General features: G+C 60.4%; 22 protein-coding genes. 13 read left to right on the top strand and 9 right to left on the bottom strand.

The window, feature by feature from the left end:
• The first annotated feature begins 2 nt into the window (after positions 1–2).
• The 5 genes from DBQ51_RS06440 to DBQ51_RS06420 all read left to right on the top strand — a co-directional run bounded on the left by DBQ51_RS06440 (position 3) and on the right by DBQ51_RS06420 (position 7,706).
• Positions 3–1,268 (top strand): TolC family protein, encoded by a 1,266-nt coding sequence (locus DBQ51_RS06440; protein ID WP_054327508.1) that lies wholly within the window; start codon positions 3–5, stop codon positions 1,266–1,268.
• Between the two features lie 16 nt (positions 1,269–1,284).
• Entirely contained in the window at positions 1,285–2,535 is a 1,251-nt protein-coding gene (locus tag DBQ51_RS06435) for a TolC family protein (protein ID WP_054327507.1), read from the top strand.
• Positions 2,536–2,573: 38 nt separating this feature from the next.
• Positions 2,574–3,800: an efflux RND transporter periplasmic adaptor subunit gene (locus tag DBQ51_RS06430; protein WP_159068087.1), complete on the top strand. Its 1,227-nt coding sequence runs from the start codon at positions 2,574–2,576 to the stop codon at positions 3,798–3,800.
• A gap of 6 nt (positions 3,801–3,806) precedes the next feature.
• Entirely contained in the window at positions 3,807–6,923 is a 3,117-nt protein-coding gene (locus DBQ51_RS06425; protein ID WP_054327505.1) for an efflux RND transporter permease subunit, read from the top strand.
• Between the two features lie 93 nt (positions 6,924–7,016).
• Positions 7,017–7,706: a hypothetical protein gene (locus DBQ51_RS06420; protein ID WP_159068086.1), complete on the top strand. Its 690-nt coding sequence runs from the start codon at positions 7,017–7,019 to the stop codon at positions 7,704–7,706.
• A gap of 38 nt (positions 7,707–7,744) precedes the next feature.
• On the opposite strand, the gene DBQ51_RS06415 is transcribed toward DBQ51_RS06420, so the two are convergent.
• A complete protein-coding gene (locus DBQ51_RS06415) occupies positions 7,745–8,467 on the bottom strand; it encodes a M23 family metallopeptidase (protein WP_054327503.1) in 723 nt (240 codons plus the stop codon).
• Between the two features lie 105 nt (positions 8,468–8,572).
• Positions 8,573–9,556, bottom strand: a complete 984-nt coding sequence (spoIID, locus tag DBQ51_RS06410; protein ID WP_054327502.1) for a stage II sporulation protein D — start codon at positions 9,554–9,556, stop codon at positions 8,573–8,575.
• Positions 9,557–9,704: 148 nt separating this feature from the next.
• Here spoIID and DBQ51_RS06405 point away from each other — a divergent pair, with 148 nt between their 5' ends.
• The 3 genes from DBQ51_RS06405 (at position 9,705) to DBQ51_RS06395 (ending at position 12,046) form a co-directional block, all read left to right on the top strand.
• On the top strand, positions 9,705–9,941 hold the full coding sequence (locus DBQ51_RS06405; RefSeq protein ID WP_054327501.1) for a hypothetical protein: 237 nt from the start codon (positions 9,705–9,707) through the stop codon (positions 9,939–9,941).
• On the top strand, positions 9,919–10,236 hold the full coding sequence (locus DBQ51_RS06400) for an RNA polymerase sigma factor (RefSeq protein ID WP_054327500.1): 318 nt from the start codon (positions 9,919–9,921) through the stop codon (positions 10,234–10,236). The genes DBQ51_RS06405 and DBQ51_RS06400 overlap by 23 nt, the downstream gene beginning before the upstream one ends.
• 82 nt (positions 10,237–10,318) lie before the next feature.
• The gene (locus DBQ51_RS06395; protein WP_107631055.1) at positions 10,319–12,046 is read left to right on the top strand and encodes a S41 family peptidase; all 1,728 of its coding nucleotides are present in this window, start codon (positions 10,319–10,321) and stop codon (positions 12,044–12,046) included.
• 43 nt (positions 12,047–12,089) lie between these two features.
• On the opposite strand, the gene DBQ51_RS16500 is transcribed toward DBQ51_RS06395, so the two are convergent.
• Positions 12,090–12,257 carry a hypothetical protein gene (locus DBQ51_RS16500; protein ID WP_159068085.1) on the bottom strand — a complete coding sequence of 56 codons (168 nt, stop codon included), beginning with the start codon at positions 12,255–12,257 and terminating at the stop codon, positions 12,090–12,092.
• Positions 12,258–12,358: 101 nt separating this feature from the next.
• Here DBQ51_RS16500 and DBQ51_RS06390 point away from each other — a divergent pair, with 101 nt between their 5' ends.
• Entirely contained in the window at positions 12,359–12,610 is a 252-nt protein-coding gene (locus DBQ51_RS06390; RefSeq protein WP_054327498.1) for a helix-turn-helix domain-containing protein, read from the top strand.
• 74 nt (positions 12,611–12,684) lie between these two features.
• Here DBQ51_RS06390 and DBQ51_RS06385 read toward each other — a convergent pair whose 3' ends face one another.
• The gene (locus DBQ51_RS06385; RefSeq protein ID WP_107631054.1) at positions 12,685–13,569 is read right to left on the bottom strand and encodes an SPL family radical SAM protein; all 885 of its coding nucleotides are present in this window, start codon (positions 13,567–13,569) and stop codon (positions 12,685–12,687) included.
• 123 nt (positions 13,570–13,692) lie between these two features.
• On the opposite strand from DBQ51_RS06385, the gene DBQ51_RS06380 reads away from it, so the two are divergent.
• The 4 genes from DBQ51_RS06380 (at position 13,693) to DBQ51_RS06365 (ending at position 18,997) form a co-directional block, all read left to right on the top strand.
• A complete protein-coding gene (locus DBQ51_RS06380; protein ID WP_107631053.1) occupies positions 13,693–14,523 on the top strand; it encodes a MerR family transcriptional regulator in 831 nt (276 codons plus the stop codon).
• Positions 14,524–14,580: 57 nt separating this feature from the next.
• Positions 14,581–15,930, top strand: a complete 1,350-nt coding sequence (locus DBQ51_RS06375; RefSeq protein ID WP_107631052.1) for an MATE family efflux transporter — start codon at positions 14,581–14,583, stop codon at positions 15,928–15,930.
• Between the two features lie 504 nt (positions 15,931–16,434).
• Positions 16,435–16,701: a 30S ribosomal protein S15 gene (gene rpsO, locus DBQ51_RS06370; RefSeq protein ID WP_031476090.1), complete on the top strand. Its 267-nt coding sequence runs from the start codon at positions 16,435–16,437 to the stop codon at positions 16,699–16,701.
• A gap of 172 nt (positions 16,702–16,873) precedes the next feature.
• On the top strand, positions 16,874–18,997 hold the full coding sequence (locus tag DBQ51_RS06365) for a polyribonucleotide nucleotidyltransferase (RefSeq protein ID WP_054327496.1): 2,124 nt from the start codon (positions 16,874–16,876) through the stop codon (positions 18,995–18,997).
• A gap of 73 nt (positions 18,998–19,070) precedes the next feature.
• Here the strand turns inward: DBQ51_RS06365 and DBQ51_RS17435 are convergent, their stop codons facing one another.
• The 5 genes from DBQ51_RS17435 to DBQ51_RS06340 all read right to left on the bottom strand — a co-directional run bounded on the left by DBQ51_RS17435 (position 19,071) and on the right by DBQ51_RS06340 (position 22,476).
• Positions 19,071–19,421 (bottom strand): hypothetical protein, encoded by a 351-nt coding sequence (locus tag DBQ51_RS17435; RefSeq protein ID WP_199855186.1) that lies wholly within the window; start codon positions 19,419–19,421, stop codon positions 19,071–19,073.
• A 9-nt stretch (positions 19,422–19,430) separates the two neighbouring features.
• The gene (ndk, locus tag DBQ51_RS06355) at positions 19,431–19,835 is read right to left on the bottom strand and encodes a nucleoside-diphosphate kinase (protein ID WP_054327495.1); all 405 of its coding nucleotides are present in this window, start codon (positions 19,833–19,835) and stop codon (positions 19,431–19,433) included.
• Between the two features lie 83 nt (positions 19,836–19,918).
• Complete coding sequence (locus DBQ51_RS06350; RefSeq protein WP_107631051.1) at positions 19,919–20,473, bottom strand: prolyl-tRNA synthetase associated domain-containing protein; 555 nt, start codon at positions 20,471–20,473, stop codon at positions 19,919–19,921.
• 49 nt (positions 20,474–20,522) lie between these two features.
• Positions 20,523–21,902, bottom strand: coding sequence for an MATE family efflux transporter (locus tag DBQ51_RS06345; RefSeq protein ID WP_107631050.1), 1,380 nt, complete (start codon positions 21,900–21,902; stop codon positions 20,523–20,525).
• Complete coding sequence (locus DBQ51_RS06340) at positions 21,880–22,476, bottom strand: TetR/AcrR family transcriptional regulator (protein ID WP_054327493.1); 597 nt, start codon at positions 22,474–22,476, stop codon at positions 21,880–21,882. Before DBQ51_RS06340 ends, DBQ51_RS06345 begins: the two co-directional genes overlap by 23 nt.
• Between the last annotated feature and the right edge of the window lie 25 nt (positions 22,477–22,501).

The raw sequence follows: 22,501 nt of genomic DNA, 5'->3' as shown, positions 1-22,501 counted from the left end.
CCATGAATCGAAGAGTAATCGGCGCGCTGCTGGCCGGCGCGCTGTGTATGGCAACGGTCGCGCCGGCCGGCGCCGTGAACGGCGGTGGGAGCGTCGCCGTTCAGGAGGAGGCGCCGCCGGAAACGCTTACCGTCAAGCAGATGGGACTGCGGGCGGTCGAGCGCGCGGTATCGGAAAACAACGCGAGCGTGCAGTCGCTGCGGAAGACCGCGGCCGGTATGGATACCGGCTCGAGCCTGTCCGAGCAGTTTGAGGCACAGGGCGGCGCGCTGGAACTGCAGATCAAGCAGTACCAGGAGATGATCGGCAAAATGGAAGAGGCGATGGAGCAGATAGCTGATAAGGAGAGCGACCTGTATAAGACCTACGAGGCGCAGAAAAAGCTGCTGGAAAACCAGCGGGACAGCCTGCAGCAAAGCGCGGACAGCCTGCCGGTTCAGGGCGCGGCGGCGGTCATGCAGATCGAGGATGCGGTATACCAGCTCAGGAAGCAGGCGGATAACGTGGCCGACCAGCTTACAATGGCCGCGCAGACGCTGTTGATCTCCATTCAAAACCTGCAGTATTCGCAGCAGAAGCTCGAACGGCAGCTTGCCTCGCTTGACCGCAGCCTGGATGTAATGGAAACGCAGCTTTCCCTTGGACTGGTCAGCCAGTACCAGATGGATACCGTGCGCAATCAGCGGGATAACCTTGCGCTTGGCATCACAAACCTACAGACACAGTGCAACAACCTGGCAAGCAGCCTTGCGCTGATGTGTGGCTATGACGCCGGAACGCTGGTGATGCCGGCGGCTTTCGCGGCGGTGACGGAAAAGGATCTGAAAGCGATGTCCTACGAAGCGGATTTGGAAGAAACGCTGAAGAACAGCTTTTCCATCTGGCAGAAGCGCAATACGCTGCGGCAGGCGCAGAACGTGTATGACGACAGCTATGACAGCAGCGTGTATGCCGTGCAGTCCGCGCGCGAAGCGCTGGCCATCGAGCAGGAAAGCGTGGAAGCGGCCTTCGCCAGCATGTTCCAGTCGGTGCAGGACTGCCGCGGCACCCTGCAGGCCGCGCAGGCCGCCGAACAGCAGGCGGAGCTGGATTTCAAAACCAGCCAACTGCAGTATGAGCGCGGCATGCTTTCCCGTCTGGACTATCTGCAGGCGCAGGATACGCTGGAAAACGCAAAGCTGGATGTGCAGACCGCGGAGCTTGGTCTGGTGTCCGCTTTTAATCAGTATGAATGGGCGAAGCGCGGGCTGACCACTGCCATCGCGTGAGAGAAAGGAGAACAGGATGAAAAGATATATTGCCGCCGGGCTTTCCGCGCTGCTCCTGTGCAGCATGTGCGCGCCCGCGTATGCGGCGGATGCCGGAAGCGGGGAGCAGGCTGCGGAAGCGGAGGAAAGCGCGCCGGTCAGCCTGACCTTTGACACGTTGGAGCAGACCGTGCGAGAAAACAACGTGTCCATCAAGTCGTATGACAATACGGTCAAGAGCGAGGAAGAAGCCGATGTGAGCGTCGATTATGATATGGATTACATAACAATCGTCAACCAGATCTCCTCATACAGGCAGCAGATTGCAGATCTCGAAAAAGCGATCAATGACCTGGGCAAAGACCAGGCGGCGCTCAAAAGCACGCTGCAGGCCCAGCTCAACACATTGGAAAGAAGCCTGCAGGCAGCCTACGGCTCGTACAACGACCTAGACGATAAGGAGGACGACGCCAAAGAGGATCAGCAGAAAACCGTGGTCAGCACAAGGCGTGAGATGCAGAACGCCGCGGATCAGATCTGCATGGATGCGGAAAATAATTATATCTCGCTGGAAGCCCTGCAGTATTCCCTGAACGAGACCGAACGCAGCTTGGCCCAGCTTGACCGCAATATCGCGGCCATGGAGAAGCAGGTATCGCTTGGCATGGCGGGATCGAACGAACTCAAGAGCCTGCAGAGCCAGCGGGAGACCCTGCTGGCCAGCCGGACCACCCTGAACACCCAGTATGAGAGCCTGAGCAACACCCTGGCCATCCAGTGTGGCTACCATACGGGTACTGTGCTCAGGACTGCGGCGCTGCCGGCCGTGACGCAGGAGCAGCTCGACGCCATGGACTATGAGACCGACCTGAAAGAAGCGGTGAAGAACAGCTATTCGATCTGGGCCAAGCAGGACGCGGCGGATAAGGCTTCGGATGACTATGAGGACAACGTGACCAACAACCTGTACGCATATGAGGCGGCCAAGATCGCGCTGGACGCGGAGAAAGAGAACGTGACCGCGTCGTTCCGCAAGCTGTACAAGGATGTGCAGGAGAAAGGGGACGCGCTGCGCGCGGCCAGCGCCGATCTGGAGCAGGCGGAAAAAACGTTTGCCGTGCAGCAGGTCCAGTACCAGCGCGGCATGATCTCGCAGATGGCCTTTGCGGACGCGCAGGATACCCTGGAGGCGGCGCAGGAGGCGGCGGCTGAGGCCGAGATCAATTTGTTCACCTCGTATAATACATACGAGTGGGCGAAGCGCGGCGTGATGGACAGCGCAGCCTGACAGAACAGCCGGAAAATCAGACCACAATGGAGGACCAAATGAGACGTAAACGTATTTTTGCCGCGGTGCTCGCGGGCGCGATGCTGTTCAGCGCGGGCTGCGGCAAGGAGGAAACGGTGGAAGAGGAGGCGGCGCCGGCCGGTACTGCCGTCGAGGTGATGGAGGTACAGGCGGGCGAGATGAGCGCCGAATACGCGGTGACCGGCAAGGTCGCGGCGGTCAATGAGGTGCAGGTGTTCCCACTTTTGGCGGGACAGGTGATGACGCTCCCCGTCAAGGAAGGGGATAAGGTGAGCAAGGGACAGACCCTGTTCACCGTGGATACCACTACCGTCACCTCGACGATGGGCGCGCTGCAGCAGTCCTACAGCGCTACCAAGACCGCGACCGACCGGGCGATCGAATCCGCGCAGATCGGCGTGGAGCAGGCGCAGAGGACGGTGGATAACACGCAGGCGCTGTTTGAGGCGGGCGCGGCCGCCGAGCAGGATGTTACCAATGCCAAGCAGGCGCTGGTGCAGGCGCAGGCGGCGGTTGCGCAGGCGCAGGCGCAGCAGGCGGCCTCGCTCGCCCAGATACAGGCCTCGCTGGATCAGATCACCTCGCAGGCCGAGCTGGGGACGGTTACCGCGCCCTGCAGCGGCACGGTGACCACGGTCAACCTGGTGCGCGGTGGCATGGCCTCGTCCGCTCAGCCGGGCGTGGTCATCGCGGAGGACGGCAAGGTCGAGGTGCAGACCTCGGTCGCGGAGGATGTGTACACCAACATCAAGGCGGGGGACGAAGCGGGCGTTGTCATTTCGGTCCTGTCGGACGATATGGTGCGGGGTACGATTGCATCCCTGCCCGCGGCGGCCAATGTACAGACCAGTCTGTATGATATCTCGATCACGCTCCCGTCCAACGTCAATCCGCCGATCGGCGCGTTTGCGACGGTCACTTTCTATACCAACCGCAGGGAAAACACACTCTCCGTGCCGACCGAGGCGATCCTGACCGGCGCGAATGAGGAGCAGTATGTTTTTGTGGTGGATGACTTCGGCAGCGGGGACACCGTGACGCGCGTTGCTGTGGAGACCGGTTTGGTCAGCAAAATGGATACCGAGATCCTTTCCGGCCTGGCCGAGGGGGATGTGGTGGTCGTGAAAGGGCAGTCCTACCTGTCGGACGGCGCGATGGTGCGCGTCGTGACCGGTGAGGACAGTGTCCTGAACGAGACCGAAGGGCCGGACGATGCGCCGGCCGCCGCGGATGGGGAGGGCTAACTCCTTATGAAAATCGCGGAAACCTGTATCAAGCATAATGTAATGACCATACTGACGTACATCCTGATCGTCGTGTTTGGTTTTTACTGCTTCCAATCGCTGCCGCTCGCGCTCATGCCTGAGATGGAGCTGCCGGTGGCGATCGTATATTCGACCTACGCGGGCGCGGGTCCGGAGGATATCGAGCAGCAGGTCACAAAGCCGCTGGAGTCCGCGTGCGCGGGTCTGGCGGGCCTGGATACGCTGACGTCGACCTCGGCGGAGAACATGTCCATGGTCATTGTGCAGTTCGATTACGGCACCGACCTGGATGAGACGCTGACCGATATGCGCGACAAGGTCGATATGGTGAAATCCCAGCTGCCGGAGGATGCCTCCGACCCGACAGTCATGTCCATTGACATCGACTCCATGCCGGTTATCATGGTGGCACTCACGGGCAGCGATCTGGCCACGCTGCAGTCGATCGCGGAGGATGAGCTGGAGCCGGCGCTCGAACGCCTGGAGGGCGTGGCGTCGGTGGACGTCATGGGCGGCTATGAGAATGAGGTCGCGGTCAAAACCGATGCGGCCCGTCTCAAGGGCTTTAACCTGACCGTGTCCTCGGTCGCGCAGCAGATCGGCGCGGACAACATGGCCGTGCCGGGCGGCGAGCTGGACAGCGGCTCGCAGACGCTGTCCGTGCGCACGGACGGCGAGTATCAGTCAGTGGACGATGTGAAAAACGCCCTGATTTCGCTTCCCACGGGCGGCACAGTGCGCCTGAGCCAGATCGCGGACGTATCCATGCGGCCCAAGGACCAGGACGCGCTGGCAAAAGTGGACGGCAAGGAATGCCTGCTGCTGTCGGTCAACAAGCAATCCGGTTCGAACACGGTGGAGATTGCCGAACTGGCGAAAAGCGAGCTGGATATCCTGACCGCGGACTACGAGGCGCTTGACTGGAGCCTGGTCATGGACCAGTCGGATTACATTAACATGACGGTGGATAACACCGTGTCAAACATCTGGATGGGCGTGCTGTTCGCGGCGGTCGTGCTGCTGCTGTTCCTGCGCGACCTGGGCGCGACGGTCGCCATTTCCGTGGCGATGCCGTGTTGCATCCTGTTCACCTTCCTGATTATGTTCGCGCTGGATATCACGCTGAACATGATGTCGCTGGGCGGTATCGCGCTCGGCGTCGGCATGATCGTGGATAACTCCATCGTCGTGCTGGAAAACATCTTCCATTACCGGACGGACGGGTACGACCGCTGGGAATCCTGCACCAAGGGTACAAAGGAGGTCGTGACCTCGGTCACCGCCTCGACCCTGACGACGGTCGCCGTATTCCTGCCCATCGGCCTGTCGGGCGGCATGACCGGCATGATGTTCAAGGAATTCTGCATCACGATTGTGGCGCTGCTTTCTTCGTCCCTGATTATTTCGCTGACGCTGGTGCCGTTGCTGTGTTATATCCTGCTCGACCGCGGCGGCATACACCGTATTGCCGGTGGCAAGCCCGGCATGCGGGAAGAGTTGATGGGCGACCGCCCGTTTGCACGGATGTATAAGAAAGTACTCAAGCTGTTCATCACCCGCCGCGCGGTGGGCATCCTGCTTACGGTGGTGATCTGCGTCGTTTCGGTATTCAGCATGGGCATGGCCGGCATGGAGTTGATTCCGGAGATGGATCAGGGCTCGATCAGCGTATCGGTCGGCATGCCGAGCGGCTCCACGATGGAGGAGACAGCGGTGATTCAGGACCGCATTGTGGCGATCGCGGAAAAAACCATACCGGAAATGGAGCAGGTATACTACAGCACGGGCAGCTCGGCCTCGGTCATGTCGAGCGCGTCCGGCTCGAGCGTCACGATTTCGCTGGTCGATCTGGAGGATCGCGACCGCTCATCCACTGAGGTCGCCAACCAGCTTCGCCGCGACCTGGCGGATATCGCGGGCTGCGAGATCACTGTCTCGGCCAGCAGCACGTCGATGGGCGAAGGTTCGGATATCAGCGTTCAGCTTTCCGGCAAGGATTATGACCAGCTCGCGGAAGTGGCTGACGACCTGGTGCAGGAAATCAGCGCGCTACCGGACGCGATCAATGTCGAGTCCTCTTCCGGCGACGAGGTGCCGCGTGTGGCGGTCAAGGTCAACCGCGAGAACGCATCCCGCTTTGGCTTGACCGCGGCCACGATCGGCACGCTGGTGCGCGGTGAGTTGACCGGTTCGACCGCGACCACGCTGCGTATGGGCGGCGAGGAATACGATGTGACCATTTCGGGCGACGAGACGCTCTCACAGGATATCGACGCGCTCAAGTCGCTGCAGCTTCCGGCCGCGACCGGCGGCACGGTGCCGCTCTCCATGGTAGCGGACGTCTACACCGAGCTGTCACCGCAGTCGATCACCCGTATCGATCAGGATGAAACGGTCACGATCACGGGTGAAAGCGAATCGGGCGACAGCGTCGGTATCATGCAAAAGGTCAATGAGATCGTAGCGGGCTACCAGTTCCCAGAAGGGGTACAGATTGAGGACGGGGATACATCGGCCTCCAGCATCGCGGAAACGACAGGAGCCCTGTTGACCGCGCTGGCGGTCGCCATCCTGCTGGTGTATTTCATCCTGGCAAGCCAGTTCAATTCGTTCGCCCTGCCGGTGGCGATCATGCTGATCCTGCCGATCGGCCTGCTCGGTTCGCTGATGCTGCTGTGGCCGACGGGCAACAAGGTGTCCATGGTAGCGATCCTGGCGGTTATTATCCTGGCCGGTACGGTGGTCAACTCCTCGATCGTGCTGGTCGACTATATCCTGCAGCGGCGGGAGCGCGGCGAGGATAAGAACACCGCGATCCTGAACGCCTGCCCGCGCCGCGTGCGTCCGGTACTGATGACCGCGCTGACCACGATCCTCGGCCTGGTGCCGATGGTGTTTGCGGGCGGCGAAGGCTCGGAGATGATGGCGCCGATGGGTGTGGTAATGATGACCGGCATGGTCATTTCCACCGTCGCGACCCTGTTCATCACGCCGGTATACTATTCGTTGACGGACAGCGTGGTTGAGCGGATCAAAAAATGGGTGAACCGGCCGAAAAAAGAGCATGGCTGGCGGAAGAAATGGAAAAAAGGCGAGGAATAACCGCGTTTGCCGGATAACTGGCCATTGCTTTTTTCGCGTGGATACGGTATCATAATAAAACGTATGGAAACAGCGAAAAAGGAGGCGGGCAAGGTGAAACGATCGATCGCGGTTACCGCACTTTGCGTATTAGTGCTGTCCGGCTGCGCCGGACAGACTGATACGGTGGGGCCGGCGGCGGAGGAGGCCGGTAAGGTCAATCCCCAGATGCAGGCCCTGGAGCAGGCGGAGCAGGCCGGCCTGCTGGACGGAGACGCCGTGAGCGGCGGGACGCTGTCCGAGGAAGAGGTGCTTCGCCAGATGGGTGAACTGTTTGATACGGCGCGCTATATGGCCGCTGCGACCGGTGAAACCCTTTCGGTCGGTGCCGAGGCCGGACGGACGCATGAATACCTGGTGGTGGAGGTCAGAGATGAGATGGGCGAGTCGGTCGGAAAGCTCGCGGTCGACCGTGAAACTGGAGAGACGTACCATTACCTGGGGGACGGTGTGCTCGATGATTACGCCACTTTCCCGCTGTATGATCCGGCGGCGGTGCATACATACGGTTGGGCGGGCTCCTATGCGGGGCCTGCTTCGGTCGGGCTGGAGATCGTGCAGGAGGAGGAAGGCCGGCTGACCTACTGCTTTTCAGACGGCACCGAGGGCGTCGCCGATATAACGGGCGAGACCGCCAAATCCGCGGACGGGGAGATCAATTTCCTGCTTGCGGAGAATATCGTGACCGTTGCGGGCGGCGGGCTGACAGGCAACTACACGGCCCAGCCTGCGGTAACGGAATAACAGAAAAGCCGCGGGACGACCGTCCCGCGGCTTTTCTGTTATTCCGTGCCGCTTTCTCCCAGCAGCTCGAGCACGTCAATCGCCGTGCCGGCGCGGGATGCCTCCACATGGACGTGGGGGTCGAGCGCCGCTTCCGCGTCGATGCTTTCCGCGCATGCGCCGAGCGCCTCGCCCGCCGTGACCGCCTGGCCGTCAACGACGCGCACGTCGGTCAGGCCGCGGTAGGTGGTGATCAGATCCGCGTCGTGCGAAAGCGTGACGCAGGTGCCGTACAGCCCGTCCTCAAAGACCTCCTGCACGGTGCCGTCGGTCAGGGCCAGCACGGTTTCGCCGGCCTCCGCGCCAAAGTCCGTGCCGGAATGGACGCGCCAGTCGCCGAACGTGGGCTGGAACAGCAGCTCGTCGCCAGAGAACGGCGTAATGACGGCGCCCGAGGTCGGCCGCACATAGACCGGCGCGGACACGGTGACTGCAGGCTCGGCCGGAGCCGGCTCCGGTTCGGCCGGCGCGTCCACCGGCTCGGTCGCCTCGTCCGCAGGCGCTTCCTCCGACATGACCGGCGTATCGTCGGACAGGTCGGGGAGGGCTTCTGTCGGAGAGATGATCGGCGTGCTTGGCGCCGAGGCTGCCTGCTCCGGTGCGGTGGAGTCCGACCAGAGCACCCATGCGGATACGGCAATGATCAGGCCGCACACGGTCAGGATGGTGTAAAAGCCGCGCGTAGAAAGGGCAGCGGTGTGTTTGGAATTATATTGTTTCATATCCCTTTACCTCCGTTGACCCAAGTATGGCCGTGGAGATAAAAAAATATACAAAAAATTTGATTTATCTGCGAGATGCACCGCTCCGGCGCGCCTTGGGAAGAGTCATATCCGCGTCAGGACCGTATCCTGGTAATAGTTGGACAGGATATCCTGGTACGTCGCGCCCTGCTCCGCGAGGTATTTCGCACCGTATTGGGAAAGGCCCACGCCGTGTCCATAGCCGATCGTGTGGAAGGTGATGCTGTCCTCGGTGGTGGTGATGGTGAAATTGGTGGAGTTCAGGCCGAACAGCTCGCGCACCGCCGTGCCTTCTACCGTCAGGCCGCCGAGCTTTACCGTGATGACGCCGCCCGCGTCCGACCGGACGGAGGCCTTGAACCAGGTGTCCGGCGCGCCGGACACCTCGGCGGAAGGAAAGCTTTCCTGAACAGTTTGACGGAAATCCTCCGCCGGTACGGTGACGGACGACTCGTATTCACTGCAGGCCGAGCCGCCGGGGCTGACCTCGCTCTGTAGGTAGGGGATATCCTCGCCCCAGACGTCGGCTGCCGCTTCGGTGCGCGGCCCGCTGACACAGTGGAAGACGGCGGCGATCGGAGCCCCGTCGTAGGTGAGGATCTCCCCCTCGGTATCCCGAACCGCCTGCCGCACGCGGGACAGGTCGCTGCCGGCGGCGGTTTCCACCGCAACGTCGCGGTAGGCTGCACAGTGGTGATAATCGTCGCAAAGGTCGGCGTCCGGATGGACGTCGGGCCGGCCGCGGGAGAGCTTATAAACCGCGTAGGTGCGCGCCGCGACCGCCTGCGCGCGGATTGCCTCGAGCGGGAAATCGTTGGATATCTCCGCGGCGACAACGCCCTCCACATAGGTTTCCAGCGGGAGCGCGGTCGGAGTCCCGTCGATTTCCACCGTGACGGTTGAATAATCTGCCGCTCCGGCGTCCGCGGCCGCGTCCACCGGCGCGGCGTCGGGGATCAAGAGCGTCTCCGGCGCCTGCCCGTCCGCAATCCCGCCAAACGACCATACCATAGGCAGCAGGTACAGGACGGAAACCAGGCCGCAGCCGGCCAGTAACAGCTTGCGCATGTCCGACGCCTCCTTTCTCTGGAACTATATGCAAAGCAATTAATTGATAGAACACCAAATATAGGTTGTTGTTGACAGAACTTCCAATATGTAGTATTATTTGAACCATAGAATACGAACAAATGTTCGATTTGATAGGAGGGCTGTTATGACGCTTCACGAGATGGCGCGGGAATACAGGTCGAATACCGCGCTGCTGGAGCTGCGTCTGCGCCAGCTTCAGGTGGCACAGCGGCGCGCGCGCCAGAAAGAGGTCAAATACCGGTTAAAGCAGCGTATCGGCTGTCTGCGCGTGCTGATCAACGAGAGCCGCAAGACAGCGTTCGTGCTGGAGCATTATTATCAAAAAGGAGGCAGGCAGAATGAGGACAAGCGGGCTGTTTGAACGCGAGGCCGACCGCGCGGCATACGAGGACTATATCGCCGCGCTGGCCGGGGACGACAGCGCGTTCCGCGCGGCGTTTCGGGAGGCGTTTTTCCGCGCCCTGAAGGAGCAACTGACCGGCAGACAGTATGAGGTGCTGTGGCTCAACGAGGTGGAAGGGCTTTCTGGAAAGGAGATCGCGTACAAACTGGGTATCAGCCAGTCGGCGGTGTCTCGGCACCTGACGCGCGGAAAGACGCGGCTGCGGCGGCTGCTGGCATATAACCTGGAGCTGCGCAATCAGAGCTTCTCTTAGGCTGTGCGAAAAGGGATTGACAAATACCGAGAGGAGGATATATAATTGTGCTATTAAAATAATACAAAAGGAGCGGTGAAACATGAACATGAAACGCTGGCTGGCAGGCTGCCTGGGCGCGGCGGTCATACTGGGCTGCCTGCCTCTGGCGGGCGCGGCGGACGATGCGGCGCAGCGGCGACAGGAGGATCTGGACTATTTGGTGGAGACGCTGACCACAAAGCATCCGGATTTTTACGCCAATACGACCGAGCAGGCGGTCGCGGACAAAAAGGCGGAGATCGAAGCCGAGCTGGATACCGCGTCCGATCTGGATTTTGCGATTGGGCTTGCCGAGCTGGCGGCGCTGGCGCATGATTCGCATACGATGCTGTCGGTCGGCAGCGCGCTTTCCGGCCAGCTCAGACAGCTTGGCATGGTGCCGAAATGGTACGGCGGCCGCTGGACGCTGACCGGCGGCGTGGCCGATTGCCGGTCGTATATCGGGCAGGAGATCACGTCGATCAACGGCATGCCAATCGATGAGGTGACCGAGCGCCTTTCGCCCATGATAAGCTACGACAACGCGGTCGAGCAGCGCATACGGGTAGGGCAGCTGCTTTATGTGGCCGATGTGTTGGAACATTACGGTGTCATTGATGCGGATTCCGATATGGTTACGGTCGGCGTGCGGGATGCGGCGGGAAAAGAAACCGTGCTGCATATCCCCTGCATGACGCAGGCCGAAGCGACGGCGGCGCTGAAAGCAGGGGAATGGATCACCCGCGACATGCTGCGGAAGGACGTGCCTGTGACCGAGCCGGACCGGAGCGTTTACTACAAGCTGCTCGACCTGGGCGGTGGCACGCTGTATATGCAGTATAATAAATGCTTTGAGGATCCGAACCTGCCGATGGAGCAGTTTGCCGCCGAGGTCGAAGGAAAGCTCGCCTCCGGCAAATACACAAAGTTCATCATCGACCTGCGCAGCAACGGCGGCGGGTCGGACGGCGTGCTGTACCCGATCACCTATCTGGCACAGCAATTCCTGGCCAAGGGGAACGCTGTGTACGCGCTCGCGGGAGAGAATACTTTCTCCTCCGCGCTGATTAATACGGTGCAGCTCAAGGATATCGGCGCTGCTGTGGTCGGTACGCCGACCGGCGGCAGCGTGGATCATTTCGGTGCCGTGACCGCGTTCGAGCTGCCCAACTCCAAGTTCCGCGGCCAGTATTCCAACAAATTCATCGATCTGGGCAGCTATTATGAGGCGGCCAAGCCCTACGGCGTAGAAAGTCTCCCGCCCGATATCACGGTCGGACAGACCTTCTCGGATTACCTCAACGGCATAGATACCGCGGTGCAGTATATTCTGACGCATGACGCGGTGAAGCCGGAGCTGCGCAAGCCCGCCGTGGTTTCCGGCGCGAAAATAGAGGTGAACGGCACGCCGGTCGCGGCTGCGGCGTATGAGATCGAGGGCAGCAACTATTTCAAGCTGCGCGACCTGGCGATGGCCTTTGCGGGGACGAATACAGCGTTCAGCGTATCCTGGGACGGGGAAGCGAACCAAGTGACGATCGACGCGGGCGTTTATACGCCGGTCGGCGGCGAGCTGGAGCCGCTCAGTGGCGGCGGGCAGACCGCGACCCGCGCCACCGCGGAGGTGTATCTGCAGGATATGGGGATGCCGCTGGTCGGCAAGGCGTATGAGATCGACGGCAATCACTATTTCAAGCTACGCGACCTGTGCTTCATGCTGGGCGTGCGCGTGGAATGGGACGACGCCGCGCAGACCATCCGCATCGATACAACGAAGCCGTATATTTGAAAAAGAAAGCAATAAAAATGATCCCCCAGACGAGTCTGGGGGATCATTTTTCGTCTTCCATCGGGATACGGTCGACCAGAAGCAGCTCTCCGCCGGCGGCGCGCCAGCCCGCAAGGAAAGCCTGCTCCGCCAGGGCGCGGCGGGCGTCGCTGTCCGCAGCGGCGCCGGATTCCCTGAGGAAGCGCTGCAGGGCCTGTTCGTAAAAAGACATCGTGCCACCTCCATTTGACATTTACTGAATGTCATCGTTGCTTGCAGTATAGCACATAATAAGGCTGATGACAATTACTAAATGTCAATAGGAGGAAAAGAATGTACAAGAACCGTTTAGCAGATGGAAGCTGCAATATCTGCGGAAGAAAGGTCGCGCGGCTGCGTTCTGGCCTTTCTCCGAAAGTGTCCCAGCGCGCGTTGGCCGAACGCATGCAGTTGGAGGGCGTTGATCTGGATAAGAATGCGATACAGCGGATCGAGTGCGGCAAGCGGTTTGTCACGGATATAGAGCTGCGCGCGCTGGCCGCGATCTTCAAAGTCCCTGCGGAGGAGCTGCTGTCGGAGGAGTGACGGCGGGAAGGCCGAAACCGCAAAGGCGGTTTTGAACAAATTGAAGCAGGGGATTTTTATGCGCTTTGCGCATGTCAGAAAAACGAAAGCTGTCCGCAGCCGAAGCCGCGCTGGTAGCGGCGGGTGATGTCGCGCATCCGGTAAAAGATGCCCACTTCGTCGCAGGCGCGGGTGAAAACCGTCCAAAGCTGCCGCGCGTGCGGGCTGGCGCACTGGTAGCGTGTACCGTAACGCGCGATGTATTTCTGCTTCAGGCCGGGGAAGGAGCGGTCTAGCTGCTGGTAGAAGTAGGCGCGCTGACGGTCGCGCAGGGTCAGGCCGAGCGCGGGATAGATATACGGTACGCCCGCCTCTCCGGCCCGCCGCACCAGCGTGCGGATGTTTTCCTCGGTATCCGTCAGCCATGGCAGCACAGGCATGAGCAGGATGCAGGTGGGAAGGCCAGCGTCCGACAGGCGTGCGAGCGCGTCCAGCCGCGCGGAGGGCGGGGGCGCGTGCGGCTCGATCGCGCGTGCGAGCGCATCGTCCGCGGTGGTCACGGTCAGCTTGCACAGCACGGGCGCGGTCGCATGGATCTCGTGCAGCACGTCGATGTCGCGGCAGATCAGGTCGCTTTTGGTGGCAATGGCCGCGCCGAAGCCATAGGCCGCGAGCAGTTCGAGCGCGTGCCGCGTGAGCTGCTCGGTGCGCTCGAACGGGTTGTACGGGTCGCTCATCGCGCCGGTGGAGACTACGCCCGGCTGCGTTTTGCGCCGCAGGTCGTCGCGAATGATGCGCAGCGCGTCCTGCTTGGCGCAGACGGTGTCGAAATCGTCGTTGCGATAGCATTCCGAGCGGCTGTCGCAGTAGATGCAGCCGTGGGAGCAGCCGCGGTAGATATTCATATTGTAGCGCGCGCCGAACCAGCCCGCGCCGTTTTGGGTGCTGGTGACGATGGTCTTTGCCGGTATGGTCTGCATGGCCGCACCGCCTTTCCTGAGGATTCCGCTACCATTATACCAGAAAAAGCGGGCAATGCGTGTCCGGATATGCTATAATAGCCGGAGGAGAATGCCCAGGCAAACTCGGAAAGGACGGTAGGGATGAAGGACTTGTTCACGATCGGGGAGATGCATAAGCTGTTCGCAGTGCCGGTGCGCACGCTGCGGTTCTATGACGAGATCGGCCTGCTCCGGCCCGAGCGGGTGGACCCGCGCACCGGTTACCGCTATTATTCCGCGGGACAGTTTGAACGGCTCAACACCATCAAATACCTGCGCGCGCTGGGCGTGTCGCTCGAGCGCATTCGCGGTTTTTTTGAAAACCGCGATACCGACGTGGTGGAACTGCTCCTGCAGGAGCAGCTGGCGGACACGCGGCGGCGGCTGGACGAGCTGCAGCGCATCGAGCGGCGGATTGGCCGGCGGCTGGATGACCTGCGGCACGCGAGGACGGCCAAGACCGGCGTTGTGCTGCAAAAGGCGCTGCCCGCCCGCGCGATCGCATTCCTGCGGCAGGAGATCCCGCAGGGCGGCGATCTGGAAACGCCGCTGGCTGAGCTGCAAAGCCATATCCGGCAGGATGCGGCGGTGTTCCTGGGCAAGGTGGGCGTGTCAATCGCGCGCGAGCGACTGTACGCGCGGCAGTTCGACCGCTACACAGGGATATTCCTGTTCGTCGAGCCGGAGGAGCAGTACGGCGGTCCCGTACTCCACCTGCCTGCGGGCGAATGGTTGACCGTGTGCTACCGCGGCACGCATGCGCACAGCGCGCCCTCCTATGAGCTGCTGCTGGACGAGGCCGCGCGGCGCGGGTTCGAGCTGGCCGAGGACTCGGTTGAGGTGACGCATATCGATGCGGGCTTCACCAGCGATGAGACCCAGTATTTGACCGAGCTGCAGGTGCCGGTGAAAAAAAGTGAAAATACCTCTTGACCCTCTGGTTGCTGGAGGGTTTATGCTTTTCTTGCAGACAACAAGGGAGGCATATCCATGACAGAGAAAAACCTATTGACCGAGGGGCGCGTGCTGCCCGTGCTGATGCGTTTCACCGTGCCGTTCCTGATCGCTAATATCATCCAGGCGCTGTACGGCGCGGTCGATCTGGCGGTGATCGGCTGGTTTTGCGATCCCGCGAGCGTGGCCGCGGTATCGACCGGCACGCAGGTGACGCAGATTGTCACCAGCCTGATCACCGGCCTGACGCTGGGCGGCACCATCCTGGTCGGCAAATACACCGGCATGCGCGACGAGAAGCAGACCTGCAAGTCCATCGGCACTACGCTGACCGTGTTCGCGGCGTTTTCCGTGGTTCTGATGATCCTGGTGATTGGTCTGGCCTCGCCTATCCTGACTGCGCTGCAAACGCCGGAGGAGGCGTTTGTGCTGGCGCGCCAGTATGTGGTGACTTGCGGCTGGGGCATCCCGTTCATCTGCGGGTATAACGCCATCAGCGCCATCCTGCGCGGCTATGGCGACTCTCAGCGGCCGATGCTGTTCATCGCACTGGCGTGCATGCTCAACATCGCAGGCGATCTGCTGCTGACCGGCGTGTTCGGCTGGGGCGTACGCGGCGTGGCGGTGGCCACGATCGCGGCGCAGGCGGTCAGCATGGTATGCGCAATCGTGTACCTTAACCGCGGGCATTTCATTTTCAAGTTTACGGTGCGCAACCTGCGCATCGACGGCGCGCGCGCCCGCGAGCTGGCGCGCGTAGGCATCCCGATCTCGTTCCAGGAGCTGATGGTGCGTATCTCCTTCCTGTACCTGACCGCGGTCGTCAACGCGCTCGGGGTGGACGCGGCCTCCGCGGTCGGCGTGGCGAGCAAGTACGACGTATTCGCCATGCTGCCCGCGACCTCGGTCGCCTCGGCGCTTGCCGCGTTCACGGCGCAGAATTACGGCGCGCAGCGGCCGGCGCGCGTGCGGACCGCGGTGGGCGCGGGGCTGGGGTTTGCGCTGGCTGCGGCGGCGTGCTTTTTCCTATGGGCGCAGCTTTCGCCGCAAAGCATGATTGGCCTGTTCACCCGCGACGCGGCGACCATCGCAGTGGGTGTGCCGTTCTTCCGCGCCTGCTCGTTCGACTACCTGATGGTGACGTTTGTGTTCTGTCTGAACGGGTATCTGAACGGCCGCTCCAAAACGCTGTTCACCATGTTCTCCTGCTGCTTCGGCGCACTGTGCGTGCGCATCCCGCTGCTGTACCTGGTGCAGACCTACCGCCCCGACAGCCTGTTCCTGCTCGGCTGCGTCGCGCCGCTGGTTTCGGGCGTGATGGCGGTGTACACCATCGCGTACACTGTGCGGCAGTTCCGACTTGACCTGCGCCCCGCCTTGTGCTAAACAAAAAGGGGCCGGCGCGTAAGGGGACCATCCGGCCGGCATACGAAAAAGAGACAGGCGCCGGCCTGTCTCTTTTTCTGGTTCTGCGCAAAAAAGAACGCGACTTCAGGCCGCGCTATTGCACCGCCCCGTCGCGTGTCTTAGCAATAAATAAAAAACGGCTTCGAGCGAGAACGTCTCAAAAAAGCTGTCCACCGAAGATGTTAAAATTATAGCGCCAGGAAATTTTGAAAGCAAGATGAAAAACTGACAAAAACGCGTTTACAATTTATTCATAATTGTTCATTTCGACAAAACTTACAAAGAAAAGTGTAAAAATGCGGTAAGGTGAATAAAAAGATAGAAAATACTTTACAAAACCGCAAACGCATGATATGATAATTGTACTTTCGCCCCGCGCTTAGCCGACGGACAACCGGACACGTTCCTACCGTGTCCATTTCACCATGCCGCGGCCCGGCCTGTGGGTAAGTAAAAATCTATCAACGAAAGGTGAAACGTCACATGATCCGCAAGGAAGACAAGACTGCCGTTATCGAGGCAAACCGCACGCACGCGACCGACACCGGTTCTCCGGAAGTCCAGATCGCGATTCTGACCGCGCGCATTCAGGAGCTTACCGAGCATCTGAAGGTCCACAAGAAGGACAACCATTCCCGCCGCGGCCTGCTCAAGATGGTCGGCCAGCGCCGCTCCATGCTTGCATACCTGCAGAAGAAGGACATCAACCGCTACCGTGCGCTGATCGCCAAGCTCGGCATTCGTAAGTAAGTGAAACAAGGAAATAGGGGAGCAGTCTGCTCCCCTGTTTCTGTATTTTATAGGAAGGCGGCCAATCCGCTTTTTAGCAGTTGAAGGAGCGCCGAAGCACGTGCTTCGCCCCTGCTTCAAGTGCTAACAAAGCAAAAAGCCGCCCTCCGTCAAACAAAAAGGAGGAAAAATAATGGCAAATATCAATCCCTTTGAGTTTAAGAATTACCGCGTTTTCGAAACCGAGATCGCCGGCCGCAAGCTGACCGTCGAAACCGGTAAGATGGCGCAGCTCGCCAACGGCTCTTGCCTGGTGCGCTACGGCGAAACCGCGGTGCTCGTCACCGCGACCGCGTCGGCCAAGCCGCGCGACGGCATCGACTTCTTCCCGCTTTCCGTGGACTTTGAGGAGCGCCTGTACGCAGTCGGCCGCATCCCGGGCAGCTTCATGCGCCGCGAGGGCCGTCCGAGCGAAAAGGCGATTCTCGCCTCCCGCCAGATCGACCGCCCGATGCGCCCGCTATTCCCCAAGGATCTCAGAAACGATGTGTCCATCGTCTGCACCGTGCTGGAAAACGACTATGACAACTCCCCCGAGGTCGTCGCCCTGCTGGGCGCGTCCATCGCGGTGTCCATTTCGGACATCCCGTTCGATTATGTTGTAGCGGGCTGCCAGGTCGGCATCGTGGACGGCCGGACGGTCATCAACCCGACCAGCGAGCAGCGCAAGGTTTCCGAGATGGACGTGACCCTGTGCGCCACCAAGGATAAGATCGTTATGATCGAGGCGGGCGCGAAGGAAGTACCCGAGGACGACATGTTCAACGCCCTGATGGAAGCGCACGAGGAACTGAAAAAGATCTGCGCATTCATCCAGGGGATCAAGGACGAAATCGGTAAGCCCAAGTTCGAGTACGAGCATCACGATATTGACCACGACCTGTTTGACAAGCTCGAGGCCGCGGTAAGCGACAAGTTCGAGGTCGCGATGGACACGGACGACAAGACCGTCCGCGACGCGGGCGTACGCGCGATCGTAGACGAGTTCGAGGCCGGCCTTTCCGATGAGTACAAGGAGGAGCACGGCGCCAACCTTGCGGAGTGTGTGGACAAGCTGCAGAAGAAGATCGTGCGCCGCTGGTTGGCGAACGGCAAGCGCGTGGATGGCCGAGGTATGGAGGAAGTCCGTCCGCTGGCGGCCGAGGTACACGTTCTGCCGCGCGTACACGGCTCGGGCATGTTCACCCGCGGCCAGACCCAGGTGCTGACGCTTTGCACGCTGGGTACGCTGGGCGACGCGCAGGAGCTGGACACCATCTTTGAAGAGACTGAAAAGCGCTATATCCACCACTACAATTTCCCGTCCTTCTCGGTCGGCGAAACCCGCCCGTCCCGCGGCCCGGGCCGCCGCGAGATCGGCCACGGCGCGCTCGCAGAGCGTGCGCTGCTGCCGGTCATTCCACCCGTGAGCGAGTTTCCGTACGCGCTGCGCTTGGTATCCGAGGTCATTTCGTCCAACGGCTCGACCTCGCAGGGCTCGGTGTGCGGCTCTACCCTCGCGCTGATGGACGCGGGCGTGCCGATCACCGCGCCGGTTGCAGGTATTTCCTGCGGCCTCATCACCGACGGCGGCCAGGAGACCACTTTTACCGATATTCAGGGCGTGGAGGACTTCTACGGCGATATGGACTTTAAGGTTGCCGGCACCAAGAAGGGCATCACCGCGATTCAGGTAGATATCAAGGTGGACGGCCTGACTCCGAACATCATCAAGCAGGCGTTCGAGAAGTGCCGCGTTGCCCGTTACGGCATTTTGGATGAAATCATGCTCAAGGCGATCGACAAGCCGCGCGCGGACGTATCCGACTGGGCACCCAAGATGACCACTATGCACATCCATCCGGATAAGATCCGAGAGGTTATCGGCAAGGGCGGCAGCGTGATCCAGAACATCGTTGCCGAGTCGGGAGCCAAGGTCGATATCGAGGACGACGGCACGGTCACTATCGCGGCGGTCAAGGCGGCTGACGCGGAAAAGGCCAGAAAGATGATCGAAGCCATCGTCAAGGAGCCGGAGCCGGGCGAAATCTACTACGGCAAGGTTGTGCGCCTGATGAACTTCGGCGCGTTCGTCAATCTGCTGCCAGGCAAGGACGGTATGGTGCATATCTCCAAGATGGCCGACCACCGCATTGAAAAGGTGGAGGACGCGGTCAAGGAAGGCGATATGGTCTGGGTCAAGGTTATGGAGATCGACGACAAGGGCCGTGTCAACCTGTCGATGAAGGATGTTAAGGAAGAGGAAAAGATTAAGTAAGCCTGCTTCCCGCATCCTGTGAAAAAAGGGCTTTGGAACCATTGGGTTCCGAAGCCCTTTTTTGTATGCCGTTTTATCCAAGCAGCGCGCGTGCGAGGGGATACAGCCGATCGAGCGCGCAGCCGCAGGAGCCGCATTCCCGTTTCGCCTGCCGGATGGCGTGGATGGGCGCGGCGCGGTCGCCCGCCCCCATCCTCGAGCCGTTCGAGAAGGAACACATTGGCGGTATCCGCATCCGGACAACAGAAGCGTGCAGTGCCGGACGGCTCGCATGGAAGCGCGCCGCCGTAGCGCAGGATATCGGCGTACAGAAACGCAGCATGCATGGCCAGCGGGCGATGCACCCACGTTCGGCGTCAAAATCAAAGCTGTCGCCCGGCTGGTGGCCGCCTCTGCGGTCACGGAGATGCGGGTACGGGGACACCCCGCGGTGTCATACCTCCCCGAAGAAACGGCGGATTTCGGCCTCGGCGCTTTCCGGAGCGTCCGAGCCGTGGATCACGTTATAGGTGGTCGAGCTGGCGAAGTCGCCGCGGATGGTGCCGGGCAGGGCATCCTCGTTTCGGGTGGGACCCATCAGGGTGCGCATCCCCTGGATGACGTTTTCGCCCTCCACGATCATAGCCAGAACCGGCCCGTTTGTCATATAGTCCACCGTAGATGGGAAAAAGGGCTTGTCAGCAATGTGCGCGTAATGCTCCCGAAGAATCGGTTCGTCCAGCTGCATGGTCTTCATGCGGGTGATGCGGTAGCCCTTGCGTTCGATGCGCGCAAGGATTTCACCGGCAATGCCGCGCTGCAGTGCGTCCGGCTTGAGCATAATATAGGTCCGTTCCATAAAACCGCCTGCTTTCCTGTTTTTTATTTCGTGCCGCTGCCCTTAGTATAACACAGGCTCGGCTAAAAACAATCCCCTTTTGCTTACAGGGAAACATAGTCCGGCTCGTGCCGCAGGGCGGGCAGGATGCGGCCTGTCAGGTCGGCGGTCGCGATGCGCAGGGAAGATGTGTTCCGGCAGGGATGGCAGGCGAAGAATTCCGGCTGCAGGACATCGCGGTCGATTACCAGACGGACACGGTTTTCCGTGTCGTTCAGCAGGCCGAGAACCGAAACCGAGCCGGGCGTCACGCCGAGCAGCTCGTGCAGGGGTTCCTCCCCCGCGAAGGAAAGGCGGGAGCAGCCGAGCTGGCCGGTCAGGTCCTTGGTATGGAACGGCTTGTTCCCAGGCATCAGCAGCAGGTAGAACTGGGTCTTTTGGCGGTTGCACAAAAACAGGTTTTTGCAGATTTCCGCGCCAAGCAGCGCTTCAACCGCGGCGCAGGCCTCGATGGAGGGCGTTTCGCTGTGGTCGGCGCGGCGGTAGGGTACACCCAGCCCGTCAAGGAAATCATAACAGGCGGCTTCAGCCGCGCTTCGGCTGGAGCAGTCGGATGGACGTCCGTCATACAGGGTAGGGTCAAGGGTGAATTCGTTCATATCAAAGACTCCTATTAGTATTATTAGATAAAAGTATTACTTTTTGAATTCAGCGCTTATCAGGGCTTCCGCCGTGCGAAAGGATGCGGAGCACGGGGACGGTCAAAAAGATGGAAAGCACAAAAGAGCAGATATCGCTGGCCGGCTGGCAGAGCTGCACGCCGAACAGCTCCCAGAACAGGGGCAGCACCAGTGCGAACGGGATGAAGAACAGGCCCTGACGCGCCGCGGCGACGATACTGGCCCGCATGGTCATGGCGATGTTCTGCAACAGCATGTTGCACATGGTCACCCACCCGACCAGAGGGAAAGAGATACATTGCAGCCGTAACGTGAGCGCGCCGATGCGGATGACCTCGGGGTCGTCCGAGCGGAAAATGGCGATGATCTGCGGTGCGCATACCCAGCCAGCCACGGCTAACCCGAGTAATACGAGGAAAGACGACTTGACGCAGAACCAGAACCCGCGTGTGACACGGTCGTATTTACGCGCGCCATAGTTATAGCCGCAGACCGGCTGAAAGCCCTGGCCGAAGCCGATCATAGCCGAGCCCGCAAACTGGGAAACGCGCGTGACGATGCTCATAGCGGCGATAGCTGCGTCGCCGTAGGGACGGGCCGCCGTGTTCAGGCAGGTGACCGCGATGGATGCCAGCCCTTGGCGGCACAGACTGGGCAGGCCGCCGCCCATCAGGGCAACAAAACGGTCAATACTGGGTGCAAACTGGCGTAGCCGGATTTGTACGCCGCGCGACTGACGGATGCCGAGCAATAGAAGAAAAAAGCTGATTAACTGACTCAAGATGGTCGCATAAGCTGCGCCGCTGATGCCTAAATCAAAAACAAAGATGAATAGGGGGTCAAGAGCGATATTAAGGATGCCGCCTGATACGAGGCCGATCATGGCATAGGTTGCATTCCCTTGCTGACGCAGTTGGTTATTGAGTACTAGTGCGGCCATCATGTACGGCGCCCCAAACAGAATAATCTGCATGTAGTCAAGTGCATAGGGATAAATGGTGTCAGTAGCACCGAGCAGATGGCAAAGAGGGCTGCGCAGTAACAGACCAAGCATAAGAATCACAAAACCAGTGAAGATCGAGAGGAAGAAACCGGTCGCGGCCATGCGTTCAGCTTCTTCCTGCTGTTGTGCACCAAGTTGCCGAGAAATATAGGTGCCAGAGCCTTGGCCATAGAAGAAGCCGATTGACTGGATCAGTGCCATCAGCGGGAACACTACACCGACCGCGCCGGTCGCACTCGTACCTAATTGGCCGACAAAAAACGTGTCCGCCATGTTATAGATCGAGGTAATCAACATGCTTATAATGGTTGGAACAGCCAGCTTACAGATCAACGGTTCGAGTGGCGCTTCAGTCATTTCGTGAAAGCGGCGCTCCTGTGCTTCATTGGTAGAATGCTTTGTCATGATCCTGCTCCTCCATTTCTTTAACTATTTGGCAAAGCCATTCAATTATCTGCTCATAGCTTTCTACCGGCGACGCGAGTGGGGATTGGAAAAAGCCCGCTGCGGCGAGCGCGCAGTAGCCATGCAGCGCGCTGCGAATTGTGCGCGAGAGATGGATGCGCCGGTCATCCGGCAGGCGGCAGGGCGCCAGCACGCGGTTGAACAGGTCCATAAAGGCATGCTTGCGTTCGACCAAGCTGGGGTCGGAAAAGCGCGGCAGCGAAACCATGGCGCGGTAAAGCTGCGGCTGTTCGCGGGCGAAAGTACGATAGGCGGTGGCAAGGGCGCGCAGCCCCTCCGCGCCGGTTCTGCCTGCCATAGCGGTTTCGAGCGTGTCCATCAGGCGGTCGAGCGCGCATTCGGCCAGCCGGGCGTTCAGCTCGGGCAGGCCTTGTAGGTGGTTGTACAATGAGGCGGTCTTGACGCCAAGCGTCTCCGCCAGCTCGCGCAGGGTGAGATTTTCCGCCCCTTTTTGCTCGGCGAGTGCGGCGGCTGTGTCGATGATCGCCTCCCGACTGAGTCCTTTTCGCGGCATATACATTCCTCCAAACTAACGGCGT

The organism is Agathobaculum massiliense (genome assembly GCF_900291975.1).
Taxonomy (GTDB): Bacteria; Bacillota; Clostridia; order Oscillospirales; family Butyricicoccaceae; genus Agathobaculum; species Agathobaculum ammoniilyticum.
This window is presented reverse-complemented; position numbering and strand designations above follow the sequence as displayed.